Origin of the sequence: Noviherbaspirillum sp. ST9 (genome assembly GCF_048799745.1) — a bacterium.
In the GTDB taxonomy this organism is placed as follows: domain Bacteria; phylum Pseudomonadota; class Gammaproteobacteria; order Burkholderiales; family Burkholderiaceae_D; genus Noviherbaspirillum.
The window spans coordinates 154,190-169,980 of record NZ_JBLWFR010000003.1; the positions used below are offsets into that span (position 1 = coordinate 154,190).

Consider the following 15,791-nt stretch of genomic DNA (forward strand, 5'->3'; position numbering starts at 1 on the left):
TGCGGGCGCAGCGTCGCCTGATTGTCCCCGCTCGCGTTTCCAAGCTGAGGATATCCGTGCGAACATGATGGTTTTCGCAATATCAGTTCGGCCCTATTTTACGCTGCCTGTTTTCATTTGATGTCCATTGCCAAACTCATTCCGCACAAGATTGCCGCCGGTGCAGTCGCCGCCTGGTACGCAACGCTGGAATGTTATCGAATCGCCAATGCAGCAACCTTCAAGGTCCTGGGTGCGCTGTTCAAGCTTGCCATCCTTGTCTACTTCATCTTCTGCACGCTGGTGCTCGGCCTGCGTTATGTCGTCCTGCCCAACATCCACAGCTACAAACCCGACGTGGAAAACATGGCAAGCCGCGTCATTGGCAGCCGGGTCACGATCGGCGACATCCAGGCGGCATGGTCGGGACTGCGTCCGCGTCTGACGCTGGATAAAGTCGTTATTCATGACAAGTCCGGGCATGCGGCGCTGACACTGCCAAGCGTTTCCGCCACCTTGTCCTGGCTGACGCTCGCGGTCGGCGATCTGCGCCTCCAGCAGCTGGAAATCAGCCGGCCGGACATGGACGTGCGGCGCGATGCGGATGGCAAGCTGTATGTGGCCGGCATCTTTGTTGACCTTGGCAAGGGGGGCGACGGCAAAGGGGCGGACTGGGTGCTGTCCCAGCGCGAGATCGTGATCCGCGGGGGCAGGCTGCGCTGGAACGATGAAAAGCGCGCCGCACCGGAGCTCGTTCTCGACAACGTGGATTTCGTCCTGCACAACCAGTGGCGTCGCCATCGCTTCGCGCTGAAGGCAACGCCGCCCGCCGACTTCGCTGCGCCACTCGATGTGCGCGCATCGTTCGAGCATCCCCATTTTGTGGACCGGATCTCGGACGTCGCGAAGTGGAAGGGCGAAATGTACGCCGACCTGCGCGATACCGACCTCACTGTCTGGCGTGCCTATGTCGATTACCCGATCGACCTGCAGCGCGGGAAAGGTTCCGTGCGCGCCTGGCTCATGCTCGATCGCGCCAGGGTGGCTGATTTCACCGCCGATCTTACCTTGTCCAATGTCTCCGCCCGCTTGCGCAAGGACCTCGACGCGTTGAACCTGACAGACGTCAGCGGACGCATCTCGGTGCGCGAAGAGTTCAATCCCGCCGATGAGGACAGCCCGCCTTCCTTCGGCGAGAACGGACATGCGATCTCGCTGGCCGAGTTCACCTTGCAGACCGACGACGGCCTGTTCCTGCCGCGCACCACCATCAGCGAAAGTTATGCGCCTGCCAAGGCAGGGCGGCCGGCGAAGACCGAAATCCGCGCTCGCCTGCTCGACCTCGAGACCATTGCCAATTTTGCGGAACGCCTGCCGCTCCCCGCTGAACAGCGCGAAATGCTTGCCGACTTTGCGCCGCGCGGGGTGTTGAAGGATTTCTCCGCACAATGGTTCGGAGCCTATCCCAATATCTCCGCTTACAACGTCAAGGGGCAGTTCGCCGGTTTGTCGCTCAAACCGCAAGCCGCCCGGCAGGCTCGGCTGAAAACGGCCACCACGCCTGCGCAGGCAGCGGTGCCGGCCATTCCCGGTTTCGAAAACCTGACGGGTCGCATCGACGCCAACGACCGCGGCGGCGCGTTCAGCCTTGCTTCGAGCAAGCTGATATTGCAACTTCCTGGTTACTTCGACGAACCGGCCATGCCGTTCGAAGCATTGAACATGCAGGCAACCTGGGCTTTCCAGGAAAACGACCAGTTGCTGCTGGACGTGCAGAAAATGGATTTCGTGCACGAAGATCTCGCGGGTGTGTTCTCCGGCAAGCACTTGATGCCCTTGAACCGCAAGCAGGGCAGCTCCCAGGGAACGATCGACGTCAGCGGAAAGCTCAACCGGCTGGAGTTGCAGAAAGTGGAACGCTACCTGCCGAAACAGACGCCGCAGACACTGCGCGATTGGCTGACCGCAGCGCTGGCTGGCGGCGCCGTCAAGGACGTGAAACTTCGGCTGAAAGGGGAGTTGTCGCAATTCCCGTATCACGCGCAACACGACAGGGCGAAGGGTGAATTCAGCATCGTCGGCAAGATTGAAGACGGCAAGCTGAACTATGCTCCCGGGATGCACGCCAAGGATGGCAAGTCACCGGCATGGCCAATCATCGACCAGATCAACGGCACCATTGCCTTTGATCGCGCGCGCATGGAAATCCATGCGGACAGCGCACGGACTTCCGGAACCACCTTGTCGCGCGTGAAAGTTGTCATTCCCGACCTGGCCGACCATGATGCGGTACTCGATGTGGATGGCGAGGCAGCGGGGCCGCTGCAGAACTTTGTCCGCTTTACACAGGACAGCCCGGTGGCGGAATGGATAGGCCACTTCACGGACGAAACCAAGTCCAGCGGCAATGCAAAACTGCAGTTGAAACTGCTGTTGCCCTTGCATCGCATGCCCGAGTCCAAGGTACTCGGTAATCTGCACTTCACTGGCAATACGGTCACGCTGCGCAACATCATGCCGCCGCTGACCGGCGCGAACGGGAAGCTGGAATTCAACGAAAAGGGATTCACCATCGGCGCCATCAAGTCGAGCTTCCTCGGCGGCCCTGTCACGATATCCGGTGGCACGCAACGCGACGGCACGATCCTCGTCAAGGCCGATGGCAGCCTGACAGCCGATGGCGTGCGCAAGGTCTACGCGACACCGGTGACGCAGCGTTCCTCGGAGCGTATTACGGGAAGCACGCGCTACACCACCGTGGTTCGCGTGCGCAATGGACAACCCGAAATCACCGTGGAGTCGAACCTCGCCGGCATCGCGCTGGACTTCCCCGCGCCTCTGCGCAAGGCAGCCAGCGAAAGCATGCCGCTCAAGTTCGAGCTTACCGGATTGCAAAACGGTGACAGCACCGTCCTGCGCGACGAAATGAAGCTTTCCCTCGGTTCGTCAATCACGGCGCGCTACGAGCGACAGAAGGCCAACGACAAGGACGCGGAATGGAAAGTCGTTCGCGGCGGCATCGGCGTCAATGTGCCGGTGCCCATGCCGGACAACGGCGTGATCGCCAACGTCAGCATGAAGTCGCTCGACATCGACGCCTGGCGGCGCGCGATGAGCTCGGTCGTCGCGCCAGGCAGGCCGGGGGAGACGGGCAAGCAGCCGGATGCGCTTTCCATCACGCAGTACATCGAACCGGAAGTGCTGGCCGCGCGCGCAACCGAGCTGGTCATTATGGACCGCAAGCTCGATAACGTGGTGGTGGGTGCCTCGCACCAGAAAGGCGTCTGGCAGGCCAACATCGATTCCGAGCAGGCGTCTGGTTACATCACTTGGGTCGAGTCGCGCACGGGGCAGGGCCTCGGCCGCGTGACCGCGCGGCTTGCATCGCTGGTTATTCCGAAATCCGCTGCGACCGACGTGACCGATCTGCTGGAAGGGAAGAGCGCGACCACGCAGATGCCGGCGGTCGATATCGTCGCCGAGAATTTTGAACTCTTCGGCAAGAAGTTCGGCCAGCTCGAACTTGCCGCGTTCAATGCGCGCGGCTTCTCCGGGCGCGAATGGCGGATCAGCAAGCTTGCCATTATCAATGCCGACGCCGAGTTGAAGGCAACCGGAAAATGGACTTCACGCGACGGGGAAAACCTTTCCAGTCTCGACTACACGCTCAACATTGCCGACGCCGGCAAATTGCTCGACCGTTTTGGCTTTGCCAATGTGCTGCGCGGCGGCAAGGGCAAGATGGAAGGCGAGGTCAGCTGGAAGGGCTTGCCGTTCTCGCTCGACATTCCCACGCTGAACGGTCACCTGAATCTTGACCTGGCGAGCGGGCAGTTCCTGAAGGTCGATCCGTCGGCGGCCAAGTTGCTTGGCGTGCTCAGCCTGCAGTCGCTGCCGCGCCGCCTCGTGCTCGATTTCCGCGACGTATTCTCGGAAGGTTTCGCATTCGATGGCGTGACCGCCACGGCGAACATTGCCAACGGCGTGGCCAAGACAGACAACTTCAAGATGCGCGGCGTGGCTGCAACCGTCCTCATGGACGGCACCGCGGATATTGCGAAGGAAGCGCAAAACCTGCATGTCGTCGTCATCCCCGAAATCAATGTGGGTGCGGCGTCGGTGGTGTATGGCCTGGCGGTGAACCCAGTGATCGGCGTGGGCACCTTCCTTGCGCAACTCTTCCTGCGCGACCCGCTGATGAAAGCATTCACCTTCGAATACCAGGTCACTGGACCCTGGAAAGATCCGGTGGTCACCAAGCTGGTTCGCCAGCCGCAAAGCCCGACCGGTGCGTCGGAAAATGGCATCAGGAACAATAGTTGAGGGATGACATGAGCGCAGAACCTGTAAAGATCGCCGCGGTACAAATGGTCTCCACGCCGATCGTGGAGGAAAATTTCGCGGCGGCGCGCAGGCTTGTCGCCGATGCTGCCCGGCAGGGCGCGCAGTTCGTCCTGTTGCCGGAGTACTGGCCGATCATGGGAATGAAGGAATCGGACAAGCTTGCGCACGCCGAACAGGGCGAGGCCGGACCGATCCAGGCGTGCATGTCCGACATGGCGCGCGAGAACGGCGTATGGCTGATCGGCGGCACCTTGCCTATGGCGGCCGACGAGCCGGACAAGGTACTCAATACGACACTTGTCTACAACCCGCAAGGCGAATGCGTCGTGCGTTACGACAAGATCCACCTGTTCAGCTTCACCAAGGGCGAGGAGTCCTACGATGAAGCGCGGACGATTGTGCACGGAAAGCGTGTCGGCACATTCGATGCACCGATTGGCCGGGTCGGTCTTTCCGTCTGTTACGACCTGCGCTTCCCCGAACTCTACCGGGCGATGGGCGAGTGCTCCCTCATCGTGGTGCCCGCCGCATTCACGTACACGACCGGGCGCGCGCACTGGGAAATCCTGTTGCGCGCCCGGGCCATCGAGAATCAATGCTACGTGCTGGCCGCAGCGCAGGGTGGGCATCACCCGAATGGTCGCCGCACATGGGGCCACAGCATGCTGGTCGATCCCTGGGGCGATATCAAGGCCGTGCTGCCGGAGGGTGAGGGCGTCGTCGTTGGTGATTTCGATCCTTCACACCTGCTGCGCGTGCGCGAAAGCCTGCCAGCGTTGAAGCATCGAAAGCTTTAGGTTGAGCTGTTGCCCGCGAGTATCAATCCCGAAAATCAACGGGCACCTTGCGGATGTTCTACAATCTATCCATCCTTTGAACCCTTACCTCTCCGCGCCCCCTGCGCGCGCGGTCATACACCATGAATCTTTTCGAACCGAATCTCCAGACACTTGCCGCCGCGCGCGACATCCTGCTTTCCCCCTTCGGACTCGACGAATCGAAACTGAATAAAGCCATTGGCGAAATCTTCACGCACAAGGTGGATTACGCCGACCTGTACTTCCAGTTCACGCGTAATGAAGGCTGGAGCCTGGAAGAAGGCATCGTCAAGACGGGCAGCTTCTCGATCGACCAGGGGGTGGGGGTGCGCGCCGTGTCGGGCGACAAGACCGCATTTTCGTACTCCGATGAAATCTCCGAACGCGCGCTGCTCGAGGCCGCCGCGGCCACGCGCACTATCGCGCGCCAGGGCGCCGGCAAAGTGAAGGTGGCGTCGCAGATCCAGGCGGTCGGCGGACGTTCTCTCTACCTGCCGCACGACCCGCTCGCTTCGCTCGATGCAACCGAGAAAGTCAAGCTGCTTGAAAAGGTCGAGAAGATCGCGCGCGCGAAAGATCCGCGCGTGGTGCAGGTGATGGCCGGCCTCGCCGGCGAATACGACGTCGTCCTGGTCGTACGCAGCGACGGCGTCCTGGCTGCAGACATCCGCCCGCTGGTGCGCGTATCCGTCACCGTGATCGCCGAGCAGGACGGCCGGCGCGAAGTCGGTTCGAGCGGCGGCGGCGGCCGTTACGACTACAGCTATTTCAGTGACGACCTCCTCGAGAAATACGCAACGGAAGCTGTCGAATCGGCCATCGTCAACCTCGACGCGCGTCCCGCACCGGCAGGGCCCATGACGGTCGTCCTCGGCCCAGGCTGGCCCGGCGTGCTGCTGCATGAAGCGGTCGGCCACGGCCTTGAAGGCGATTTCAACCGCAAGGGTTCCAGCACCTTCTCCGGCCGCATCGGCGAACGTGTCGCGGCCAAGGGCGTCACCGTTGTGGATGACGGCACCATCGCCGACCGCCGCGGTTCGCTTAACATCGACGACGAAGGCAACCCGACACAGTGCACCACGTTGATCGAAGACGGCATCCTGAAGGGCTACATCCAGGACACGATGAACGCGCGCCTGATGAAGATGCAGGTCACTGGCAACGCGCGTCGCGAATCCTACGCCCATCTGCCGATGCCGCGCATGACCAATACCTACATGCTGGCCGGCGACAAGGATCCGCAGGAAATCATCGCGTCGGTGAAGAACGGCCTGTACGCCGTCAACTTCGGCGGCGGCCAGGTCGACATCACCAACGGCAAGTTCGTCTTCTCCGCCAGCGAGGCCTACATGATTGAGGACGGCAAGGTAACTTACCCTGTAAAGGGTGCAACCTTGATCGGCAACGGCCCCGAGGTGCTGAACCGTGTCTCTATGATCGGCAATGACATGCAGCTCGACAGCGGCATCGGCGTCTGCGGCAAGGAAGGGCAGAGCGTGCCGGTAGGCGTCGGCCAGCCGACGCTGCGGATTGACGGCATGACCGTGGGCGGAACCGCCTGATCGGTGCGTTGGCAAGGTCTGGGGGCGATTTGAAACGAATTTCCCCCAAAGCCTTGCCAAATCGGATGAATTACTGCACTATTAATCGAAATTTTCAGCAAAACCTCTGAAAAACATGACTTTCGCGCGCTTTTACTTTTATTTTTTCTTTAGCTTGTCCAGCCCAAAGGCGGTGGAAAAGCGGTAAGCGCACGAATAAAAGAGCCCGAACCGAATCCTGAAAAAACCGCCGAAATGGCGGTTTTTTCGTTTATACAGACTTGAACCCACATTGGAGAGACCACATGCAACGCACAGACGACTTGCGCATCCGGGAGATGAAGGAACTCGCGCCCCCGTCCCACCTGATCCGCGAATTTTCCTGCACCGAGAAGGCTTCCAATACGGTTGCCAATTCCCGCGTCGCCCTGCACCGCATCCTGCATGGCCAGGATGACCGCGTGATGGTGGTGATCGGCCCGTGCTCCATCCACGACACCAAGGCGGCAATGGACTATGCGCGCCGCCTGGTCGAGCAGCGCGAGCGCTTCAAGGATGACCTGGAAATCGTCATGCGCGTGTACTTCGAAAAGCCGCGTACCACGGTCGGCTGGAAGGGCCTGATCAACGATCCGTACATGGACAACAGCTTCCGCATCAACGATGGCCTGCGCATGGCCCGCGAGCTGCTCCTCAACATCAATGAGCTTGGCCTGCCCGCCGGCACCGAGTTCCTCGACGTGATCAGCCCGCAGTACGTCGCCGACCTCATCAGCTGGGGCGCGATCGGCGCGCGCACGACCGAATCGCAGGTGCATCGCGAACTCGCATCCGGCCTGTCCTGCCCGGTAGGCTTCAAGAACGGCACCGACGGCAATATCAAGATCGCCGTTGACGCCATCAAGGCCGCATCGCAGCCGCACCACTTCCTCTCCGTAACCAAGGGCGGCCACTCCGCGATCGTCTCGACCGGCGGCAACGAGGATTGCCACATCATCCTGCGCGGCGGCAAGGCACCGAACTATGATGCCGCCAGCGTGGAAGCCGCATGCAAGGATATCGCCGCGAACGGTCTCGCGTCCCGCCTCATGATCGACGCGTCGCACGCGAACAGCTCGAAGAAGCCGGAAAACCAGGTGCCGGTCTGCGCCGACATCGGCAAGCAGATCGCCGCCGGCGATACGCGCATCGTCGGCGTGATGGTGGAGTCGCACCTCGTCGGCGGTCGCCAGGATCTGGTGCCGGGTAAGGAGCTGACCTACGGCCAGTCGATTACCGACGGTTGCATCGACTGGGATGCGAGCGTGAAGGTGCTGGAAGGTCTTGCGGAAGCGGTTCGGCAGCGCCGTCTTGCGGATTCCGAGTAAGGCACAAATGAAAAACGGGAGCGATCTGCTCCCGTTTTTTCAGTCTTGCCGATTTTAATAGCGCTTGGTCAGCACCATCTGTACACCGTCCCGGCGCATTTCCGTCCGGTTGAGGAATGACATGCCGAGCAGGATGAACGGCAACCCTTGTTCCTGCACCATCGCGTCCACCTGGTTGATTTCGATATCGCCGACGCGCACCGTGTTCAGCTTGACCTTGTACGAGGGCGCGATGCCATTGGCAGTGTTGACGTAGCCGGGCGTGCCCTTCTTGTAGTCGATCCCGAGCCTGGTGGCTTCCGAGGCCGGGAGCGCGATCAAGGTCGCTCCCGTATCGAGCAGCATGCGCACGCTTCCGCCGTTGATCTGGCCATTCACCATATAGTGCCCCTGGCCGTCGGCCTGCAGCGTCACGCTCGCCTTGCCGCCGCTGGCCGGGCTGCGGTTCACATGTTCGCCGATGGCGATGGTCTGTCGCTTGCCGTTGCTTTCGATCGTCGCGCCCGATTCGTTTGCGGCGACGAGCTTGATTCCCTCGGCGATATTCGCGCCGACCGAATAGGTCTTCGGTGTCCCGCCGTCCACCACAAGCACGGCCTTGTTGGGAAAGAGTCCGACCACGCTGATGTCGGCCGCAGTGGCCGCACCGGCGGCGAACAGCATGATTGCGAGGGCAGGGAGGCGCATGGCGATGACTGTACTTAGTCGCGGAAGTTGTTGAATTCCAGGGGCAGCTCGGTCACTTCCTTGCGCAAGAGTGCCATCGTCGCCTGCAGGTCGTCGCGCTTGGCGCCCGACACGCGCACCGCATCGCCCTGGATGCTGGCCTGCACCTTGATCTTGCTTTCCTTGACGATCTTCACGATCTTCTTGGCGGTGTCGGACTCGATGCCGTTCTTGACCTTGATGACCTGCTTGACCTTGTCGCCGCCGATCTTCTCGATCTTGCCGAGGTCGAGGAAGCGCACGTCGACGCCGCGCTTGACCATTTTCCCGGTCAACACGTCGCGCACCTGATTCAGCTGGAATTCACTGTCGGCATAGGCGGTCAGGTCACGTTCCTTCTGTTCGACACGGGCGTCGCTGCCCTTGAAGTCGAAACGCGTGGTGATTTCCTTGTTCGACTGGTCGACAGCATTCTTGACTTCGACGATGTTGGCTTCGGATACGACGTCAAAAGATGGCATGGTGGTGTCTTTCTCAATTACTGTTGGTGGGAACCGGCCCGGTTGTGGTTGTTCTGGCAGGCCGCATTGCGAGTTAGTCAAGGCCGATTCTAGCCGACAAAAAAACGGGTGGCTAGACGGCGGCCTCTATATAATGCCTCGGCTATGGCTACCGTTCTTCCCGTTCAATATGACTTCCTGCTGAAGCGCTTCAATACTTTTGGTATTGAAGCCAAGGCGAAGGCTTATCTTCCTGTTACGTCGGCGGACATGTTGTCGCATGCCAAAAGCGACGACTTTCTCGCGCGATTGCCGCGCCTGGTGCTCGGCGGTGGCAGCAACCTGCTGCTGACCGAAGATTTCCCGGGCCTCGTACTGCACATGCAGATGACAGGCGTGCAGGTCACAGGCGAGGACGAAACCGCAGTGTATGTGAAGGCCGCTGCGGGCGAAAACTGGCATGGCTTCGTGCAATGGACACTGCAGCAGGGTTTTGGCGGACTTGAGAACCTGTCGCTCATCCCCGGCAATGTCGGCGCAGCACCGATCCAGAACATCGGAGCTTACGGTGTCGAACTGAAAGACTGCTTTCATTCGCTGACGGCGTTCGACTTCAATACCGGTAACGTGTTCACGCTTGATAACGCGGGCTGCCGCTTTGGCTATCGCGACAGCATCTTCAAGCACGAACTTCGTGAGAACGCCGCGATCCTCGACGTAACCTTTGCGCTGCCCAAAAACTGGCAAGCCAATACGCAGTACGGAGAGCTTGCACAGGAACTGGCGACACAAGGCATCTCCGCCCCGACGGCGCGCCAGGTCAGCGACGCAGTCATTGCCATCCGCACACGCAAGCTCCCCGACCCGGCAGTCGTTGGCAATGCGGGCAGTTTCTTCAAGAATCCGATCGTGACCAAAGCCGTGCGCGACGCGCTGCTGGAGCGACATCCGCAACTGGTGAGCTATCCGCAGGCAGACGGCAGCTACAAGCTGGCTGCGGGCTGGCTGATCGATCAATGCGGCTGGAAGGGCAAGACTCGCGGTGCGGCGGGCGTGTACGAGAAGCAGGCGCTGGTGCTGGTGAATCGCGGCGGGGCGACGGGGAAGGACATCGTCGGACTTGCGGTGGCCATCCAGGAAGATGTCATGGCGAAGTTTGGGGTGAAGCTGGAGCCGGAGCCGGTTTTCGTTTGACTCCAACTACCGTTGAAACAAAAAAGGCGATCAAACGATCGCCTTTTTTATTTGGTGCTTGGATCTGCTTATGCTGCGACGAAGTGGCAGACGTAATCCAGCGTTTCGGTCGTCTCGATGTCGAAGCTGGAATTGCCCGGCACGTTGAAGCTCTGGCCGCCTTCGTAGCTCTTCCATTCGGTTTCACCCTTCAAGCGGATGCGGCACTTGCCCGCATTCAGCTCCATGATTTCCGGCGCGCCGGTGTTGAAGGTCAGCGAGGACGGAAAGATCACGCCAATGGTTTTCTTGGTGCCGTCAGCGAACAGGACGGTGTGCGATACGCACTTGCCGTCGAAGTAGAGGTTGGCCTTCTTGACGACGGAAACGTTATCGAATTGAGTAGTCATGGTTGTTCGTGATGTTGTAAATGATTACTTGTCGCCATCCTTGGTCAGGCGCGGCAGTCCGACGGACGAACCGCCGCCGAGCAGGCCGGCCTTGCTGTAGATGCCAAGCTTGTCGCGCGTGTCGGTAATGTCGAGATTGCGCATGGTGAGCTGGCCGATTCGGTCCTGGGGCGTGAATGCGCCTTCGCCCTTTTCCATCGTCAGTCGTTCCGGCTGGTAGGTCAGGTTTGGCGAGTCCGTGTTGAGGATCGAGTAGTCGTTGCCGCGGCGCAGTTCCAGCGTGACTTCACCGGTGATCGCGCGCGCCACCCAGCGCTGCGAGGCTTCACGGAGCATGATGGCTTGCGGATCGAACCAGCGGCCCTGGTAGAGCAGGCGGCCAAGCTTGCGGCCGTTTTCGCGATACTGCTCGATCGTGTCTTCGTTGTGGATGCCGGTGACCAGGCGTTCGTAGGCGATGAACAGCAGCGCCAGGCCGGGGGCTTCGTAGATGCCGCGGCTCTTCGCCTCAATGATGCGGTTTTCGATCTGGTCGCTCATGCCGAGGCCGTGACGGCCGCCGATGCGGTTCGCTTCCATCATCAGGTCGACGGCATTGGCGAAGGTGATGCCGTTCAGGGCGACCGGACGGCCTTCCTCGAAGCGGACGGTCACCTCTTCCTTCTTGACTTCGACCTCGTCGCGCCAGAAGGCAACGCCCATGATCGGCTCGACGATCTTCATGCCGCTGTTCAGGTGCTCGAGGTCTTTCGCTTCGTGCGTCGCGCCGAGCATGTTGGAGTCGGTGGAGTAAGCCTTCTCGACCGACATCTTGTAGTCGAAGCCGGACTTGATCAGGAACTCCGACATTTCCTTGCGGCCGCCGAGTTCGCGGATGAAGGTGTCGTCCAGCCAGGGCTTGTAAATGCGCAGCGCCGGGTTCACCAGCAGGCCGTAGCGGTAGAAACGCTCGATGTCGTTGCCCTTGAACGTGCTGCCGTCGCCCCAGATGTCGACCTTGTCTTCCTGCATCGCGGCCACCAGCATCGTGCCGGTGACTGCACGGCCCAGCGGGGTCGTATTGAAGTAGGTGACCCCCGCGGTCGAAATGTGGAAAGCGCCGCTTTGCAGGGCGGCGATGCCTTCGGCGACCAGCTGCTCGCGGCAGTCGATCAGTCGAGCCTGTTCCGCGCCGTACTGCTTGGCCTTCTTCGGAATGGCGTCATAGTCGGGCTCGTCCGGCTGGCCGAGGTTCGCTGTGTACGCGTACGGGATCGCGCCTTTCTGACGCATCCAGTGCAGGGCTGCGCTGGTGTCGAGGCCGCCGGAAAAGGCGATGCCCACTTTCTGGTTGGCGGGAACGGACTGGAGAATGGTCGACATGATTTCTGCTTCGTTTGCTGGGATGGTAATGGGGCCTGGTCAGCTGAGCTTGCCCAGGACAAGGTATTCGAGCAAGGCCTTCTGGACATGCAGGCGGTTTTCCGCTTCATCCCAGACGACCGACTGCGGTCCATCGATGACTTCGGCGGCGACTTCCTCGCCGCGATGGGCGGGCAGGCAGTGCATGAACAGCGCATCGGCACGCGCGCGCTTCATCTTTTCGCCATCGACGATCCAGCCGGCAAAGGCCTTCAGACGAGCGGCGTTTTCTTCCTCGTAGCCCATGCTGGTCCATACGTCGGTGGTGACGAGGTCGGCATCGACGCAGGCGTCGGACGGGTTGGCGAAGACGGTGTAGTTCTTGTTGTCAGCAGCGACCAGTGAAGGATCGATCTCGTAGCGTTTCGGGGTCGACACGTTGACATGGAAACCGAACACCTGTGCCGCCTGCAGCCAGGAGTAGAGCATGTTGTTCGCATCGCCGATCCACGCTACCGTCTTGCCGGCAATGGAGCCGCGGTGCTCGATGTAGGTGAACACGTCGGCCAGCACCTGGCACGGATGGTGTTCGTTGGTCAGGCCATTGATGACCGGCACGCGGGAATTTTTCGCAAAACGGTCGATGATGTCCTGGCCGAAGGTGCGGATCATGATGATGTCGCACATGCGGGACATCACTTGCGCCGCATCCTCGACCGGCTCGCCGCGGCCGAGCTGGCTGTCGCGGGTATTCAGGTAGATCGCCGCGCCGCCGAGCTGGTGCATGCCGGCTTCGAAGGACAGGCGGGTACGCGTGGAGTTCTTTTCGAAGACCATCACCAGCGTGCGGTCGAGCAGCGGGTGATAGGTTTCGTAATTCTTGAATTTGCGCTTGATGATTCGGGTGCGTTCGATGACGTACTCGAATTCATCAAGCGTAAAGTCAGAAAACTGGAGGAAGTGTTTGATCGCCATAAATGAAAACGGCGGCCAGTGGCGCCTGCCGCCGTAGGGGTTGTAAGCCGTTCAATTATAAGGGATTTCTATCCCAAAAAGACAACAAAACGGGGTGCCGCGCGGCCTTTGCCTGACCTTAGTAAAGCTTTTGCGAGGATTCGTGCACGAGTTGCTGATAAAGCGCGTGGCGCATCGCTGAAATCTCGCCATTCTCAACCCCGCTGAGGACGGCGCAGCCGGGCTCGGTGAGGTGGTGACAGTTGTAAAATCGGCAATTTCCCAGGTGCGATGAAAATTCGCGGAATGCGCGTTCCAGCATGCCTTCGGTCAGGTGATACAGCCCGAATTCCTGGAACCCCGGGGAGTCGATGACGGACGTGTCATCGTCAATCATGAACAGGCGGGTGAAGGTCGTGGTGTGCTTGCCGGAATCGAGGGCTTCCGAAATCTCGCGCGTTGCCAGTTCGGCGTCCGGCACCAGGAGGTTGATGAGCGAGGATTTGCCCATCCCGGACTGGCCGATGAGGATGGTGGATTGGCCCCGGAGGAGCGGCTCGAGCACTGCGATTGTTTCTTCGGGCGACTTGCGTGCTGATACCTCATGGATCGGGTAGCCGAGTCCCGCGTACAAGGCAACGCGCTCGCGCGCCTTGGGGAGCGATTCGACGACGTCAGTCTTGTTCAGGATGATATGCGGATGTATTCCGCCGGCCTCGGCCGCAACTAGCGCGCGGGACACAAGATCATCGGAAAAACTTGGCTCAGTGGCAACGACGATGAACAACTGCGTCAGGTTCGCCGCCAGCAGCTTCGACTTGTACTGGTCCGAGCGGTAGAGCAGGGTCTTCCGATCCTCGATCTTCTCGATCACGCCCTGGTCGGCCGAGGTCTGTTTCAACTGCACGATATCGCCGACAGCGACATCGCTTTTCTTTCCCCGTGTCACGCAATGCAGGCGGGTGGCGCCGGCCTGCACCAGGTAGTGCCTGCCATGGGCGGCGATGACGGTCCCCTTGTCGACTCCCATCGTTTAGCGCGTCGCCTGCTGGAATATCGCGTCCACCTTGGCGGCGCAAATGAAGTCGTTCTCGGATATGCCGCCTTTGCCTCCATTGACCGAGTGCGTGTCGAACTTGACCACACAGCGGTTATAGGTCACGACCAGCTCGGGATGGTGGTCATCTGCATGGATGACCCATGCGATTGCATTTACGAAAGCCAGGGTTTCGTAGTAGTTCTTGAATACGAAAGTCTTCGCGATCTTCCCGTCCTGCAGCGCCCAGTTATCGACGGCGGCGAGGTGATCCTTGATCTCGGCATCGGTCAGTCCGGTGTCGAGATGACGGCCCTTTTTCTGGACCAGTTCGGCGGCGGTTACCATGGTTGTCCCCAATATCGTTTGTTTATCGTCCGGCAAGCAGATGCTGGATGCGCACGCTTGCCGGCGGATGCGAATCGTAGAAGGCGGAGTGCAGCGGGTCGGGCGTCAGCGTCGACGCGTTGTCTTCGTACAGCTTGACCAGTGCCGACACGAGGTCCTGCGCCTCGGTGTATTTCGCCGCGAAGGCGTCCGCTTCAAATTCATGCTTGCGCGAGGTCAGCGATACCAGCGGCGAGAACAGGAAGGTGAACACCGGCAGCACCAGCGTGAACAGGATCAGCGCCATGGCGTCGTTGTTGGTGAGCAGCATCGGGTCGACGCCGAGGCCGGTGAAGAACCACACTTGCGTCTTGAGATAGCCGAGCAGGGCGAGGAAGCCGAGCGACAACCCGAACATGACGGCGATGCGCTTGATCACATGCTTGAGCTTGAAGTGGCCGAGTTCATGTGCCAGCACCGCTTCGATCTCCTGCGGTCCGAGGCGGGCGAGGAGGGTGTCGAAGAAGACGATGCGCTTGGCGGCGCCGAAGCCGGAGAAGTACGCGTTGCCATGGGCGCTGCGCTTGGAGCCGTCCATCACGAACAAGCCCTTGGAGGCGAAACCGACGCGCTGCATGAGGCTTTCGATGCGCGACTTCAGGTTCTCGTCCTGCAAAGGGGTGAATTTGTTGAACAAGGGGGCGATCACGGTAGGGTAAAGCACGAGCATCAGGAGCTGGAATCCGCTCCATACGAACCATGCATACAGCCACCAGAGCTCGCCGGATTTCTCCATCAGGGTCAGGATGACCCAGACCAGCGGCACGCCGATGATGATGCCGATCGCGATGTTCTTGACCATGTCGCTGATGAAGAGCCCGAGCGTCATCTTGTTGAATCCGAAGCGCGCTTCGAGGACAAATTGCCGGTAGTAGTCAAACGGGAGTTCGATCAGTCCCGAAATGAATCCAAACGCCGCAATGAGTGCCAGCTGGTACAGCATGCCGGGGCCGGTCAGCTTGAAGAGCGTGACGGACAGCCATTGCAGGCCACCGAGCAGGGTGAAGCCGACAAGCACGGCGGCATTCACGAATAACATCAGCAGGCCGAGCTTGGTCTTCGCCACCGTGTAGTCCGCGGCTTTTTGGTGGGCATAGAGAGGGATTTTTTCGGCAAATTCAGGTGGAACCGCATTGCGGTGAGTAATCACATGGCGGATGTGCCGCGAACCCAGCCAGAAGCGGACGACGAGGGTAATAACCAGGAAACTGACGAACAATACCGAAAACGCAAGTGAAGACATGCCCTGCCTGTGAGAAAATGGCGGATTACCGA

At 60.3% G+C, this 15,791-nt stretch carries 13 protein-coding genes; 5 read left to right on the forward strand and 8 right to left on the reverse strand.

All coding sequences use genetic code 11. From position 1 onward, the window contains the following. Nucleotides 1–120: 120 nt before the first annotated feature. From ACNOHI_RS07220 to aroG, 4 genes are all read left to right on the forward strand, one after another. Nucleotides 121–4,302 (forward strand): YhdP family protein, encoded by a 4,182-nt coding sequence (locus tag ACNOHI_RS07220; protein WP_420473996.1) that lies wholly within the window; start codon nt 121–123, stop codon nt 4,300–4,302. Nucleotides 4,303–4,310: 8 nt separating this feature from the next. Then, nucleotides 4,311–5,120, forward strand: coding sequence for a carbon-nitrogen hydrolase family protein (locus tag ACNOHI_RS07225; RefSeq protein ID WP_420473997.1), 810 nt, complete (start codon nt 4,311–4,313; stop codon nt 5,118–5,120). Between the two features lie 122 nt (nt 5,121–5,242). Then, complete coding sequence (gene tldD, locus ACNOHI_RS07230; RefSeq protein ID WP_420473998.1) at nt 5,243–6,703, forward strand: metalloprotease TldD; 1,461 nt, start codon at nt 5,243–5,245, stop codon at nt 6,701–6,703. 284 nt (nt 6,704–6,987) lie between these two features. Continuing rightward, nucleotides 6,988–8,049: a 3-deoxy-7-phosphoheptulonate synthase AroG gene (gene aroG / locus ACNOHI_RS07235; RefSeq protein WP_420473999.1), complete on the forward strand. Its 1,062-nt coding sequence runs from the start codon at nt 6,988–6,990 to the stop codon at nt 8,047–8,049. Nucleotides 8,050–8,103: 54 nt separating this feature from the next. Here aroG and ACNOHI_RS07240 read toward each other — a convergent pair whose 3' ends face one another. Together ACNOHI_RS07240 and ACNOHI_RS07245 are read right to left on the reverse strand one after the other, a co-directional pair. Beyond that, nucleotides 8,104–8,736: a retropepsin-like aspartic protease family protein gene (locus ACNOHI_RS07240; protein ID WP_420474000.1), complete on the reverse strand. Its 633-nt coding sequence runs from the start codon at nt 8,734–8,736 to the stop codon at nt 8,104–8,106. A 14-nt stretch (nt 8,737–8,750) separates the two neighbouring features. Continuing rightward, on the reverse strand, nt 8,751–9,236 hold the full coding sequence (locus tag ACNOHI_RS07245) for a YajQ family cyclic di-GMP-binding protein (RefSeq protein WP_420474001.1): 486 nt from the start codon (nt 9,234–9,236) through the stop codon (nt 8,751–8,753). A gap of 144 nt (nt 9,237–9,380) precedes the next feature. Between ACNOHI_RS07245 and murB the strand changes: the two genes are divergently transcribed. After that, nucleotides 9,381–10,409, forward strand: a complete 1,029-nt coding sequence (gene murB / locus ACNOHI_RS07250) for a UDP-N-acetylmuramate dehydrogenase (RefSeq protein ID WP_420474002.1) — start codon at nt 9,381–9,383, stop codon at nt 10,407–10,409. A gap of 68 nt (nt 10,410–10,477) precedes the next feature. On the opposite strand, the gene ACNOHI_RS07255 is transcribed toward murB, so the two are convergent. The 6 genes from ACNOHI_RS07255 to ACNOHI_RS07280 all read right to left on the reverse strand — a co-directional run bounded on the left by ACNOHI_RS07255 (nt 10,478) and on the right by ACNOHI_RS07280 (nt 15,759). After that, nucleotides 10,478–10,798 carry a pyrimidine/purine nucleoside phosphorylase gene (locus ACNOHI_RS07255; RefSeq protein ID WP_420474003.1) on the reverse strand — a complete coding sequence of 107 codons (321 nt, stop codon included), beginning with the start codon at nt 10,796–10,798 and terminating at the stop codon, nt 10,478–10,480. A 24-nt stretch (nt 10,799–10,822) separates the two neighbouring features. Next, nucleotides 10,823–12,160 carry an argininosuccinate synthase gene (gene argG / locus ACNOHI_RS07260; RefSeq protein WP_420474004.1) on the reverse strand — a complete coding sequence of 446 codons (1,338 nt, stop codon included), beginning with the start codon at nt 12,158–12,160 and terminating at the stop codon, nt 10,823–10,825. A gap of 39 nt (nt 12,161–12,199) precedes the next feature. Continuing rightward, nucleotides 12,200–13,114 (reverse strand): ornithine carbamoyltransferase, encoded by a 915-nt coding sequence (gene argF, locus ACNOHI_RS07265; RefSeq protein WP_420474005.1) that lies wholly within the window; start codon nt 13,112–13,114, stop codon nt 12,200–12,202. 118 nt (nt 13,115–13,232) lie between these two features. Then, nucleotides 13,233–14,123 carry a ribosome small subunit-dependent GTPase A gene (gene rsgA, locus ACNOHI_RS07270; RefSeq protein ID WP_420474006.1) on the reverse strand — a complete coding sequence of 297 codons (891 nt, stop codon included), beginning with the start codon at nt 14,121–14,123 and terminating at the stop codon, nt 13,233–13,235. Nucleotides 14,124–14,126: 3 nt separating this feature from the next. Beyond that, a complete protein-coding gene (locus tag ACNOHI_RS07275) occupies nt 14,127–14,477 on the reverse strand; it encodes a 4a-hydroxytetrahydrobiopterin dehydratase (RefSeq protein ID WP_420474007.1) in 351 nt (116 codons plus the stop codon). A gap of 22 nt (nt 14,478–14,499) precedes the next feature. After that, entirely contained in the window at nt 14,500–15,759 is a 1,260-nt protein-coding gene (locus tag ACNOHI_RS07280; protein ID WP_420474008.1) for a M48 family metallopeptidase, read from the reverse strand. Nucleotides 15,760–15,791: the final 32 nt, after the last annotated feature.

What these genes read in the sequence shown, in the direction of transcription:
- ACNOHI_RS07220 (WP_420473996.1), top strand. Translation starts at nt 121, where the DNA reads ATGTCCATTGCCAAACTCATTCCGCACAAGATTGCCGCCGGTGCAGTC.
- ACNOHI_RS07225 (WP_420473997.1), top strand. Translation starts at nt 4,311, where the DNA reads ATGAGCGCAGAACCTGTAAAGATCGCCGCGGTACAAATGGTCTCCACG.
- tldD (WP_420473998.1), top strand. Translation starts at nt 5,243, where the DNA reads ATGAATCTTTTCGAACCGAATCTCCAGACACTTGCCGCCGCGCGCGAC.
- aroG (WP_420473999.1), top strand. Translation starts at nt 6,988, where the DNA reads ATGCAACGCACAGACGACTTGCGCATCCGGGAGATGAAGGAACTCGCG.
- ACNOHI_RS07240 (WP_420474000.1), bottom strand. Translation starts at nt 8,736, where the DNA reads ATGCGCCTCCCTGCCCTCGCAATCATGCTGTTCGCCGCCGGTGCGGCC.
- ACNOHI_RS07245 (WP_420474001.1), bottom strand. Translation starts at nt 9,236, where the DNA reads ATGCCATCTTTTGACGTCGTATCCGAAGCCAACATCGTCGAAGTCAAG.
- murB (WP_420474002.1), top strand. Translation starts at nt 9,381, where the DNA reads ATGGCTACCGTTCTTCCCGTTCAATATGACTTCCTGCTGAAGCGCTTC.
- ACNOHI_RS07255 (WP_420474003.1), bottom strand. Translation starts at nt 10,798, where the DNA reads ATGACTACTCAATTCGATAACGTTTCCGTCGTCAAGAAGGCCAACCTC.
- argG (WP_420474004.1), bottom strand. Translation starts at nt 12,160, where the DNA reads ATGTCGACCATTCTCCAGTCCGTTCCCGCCAACCAGAAAGTGGGCATC.
- argF (WP_420474005.1), bottom strand. Translation starts at nt 13,114, where the DNA reads ATGGCGATCAAACACTTCCTCCAGTTTTCTGACTTTACGCTTGATGAA.
- rsgA (WP_420474006.1), bottom strand. Translation starts at nt 14,123, where the DNA reads ATGGGAGTCGACAAGGGGACCGTCATCGCCGCCCATGGCAGGCACTAC.
- ACNOHI_RS07275 (WP_420474007.1), bottom strand. Translation starts at nt 14,477, where the DNA reads ATGGTAACCGCCGCCGAACTGGTCCAGAAAAAGGGCCGTCATCTCGAC.
- ACNOHI_RS07280 (WP_420474008.1), bottom strand. Translation starts at nt 15,759, where the DNA reads ATGTCTTCACTTGCGTTTTCGGTATTGTTCGTCAGTTTCCTGGTTATT.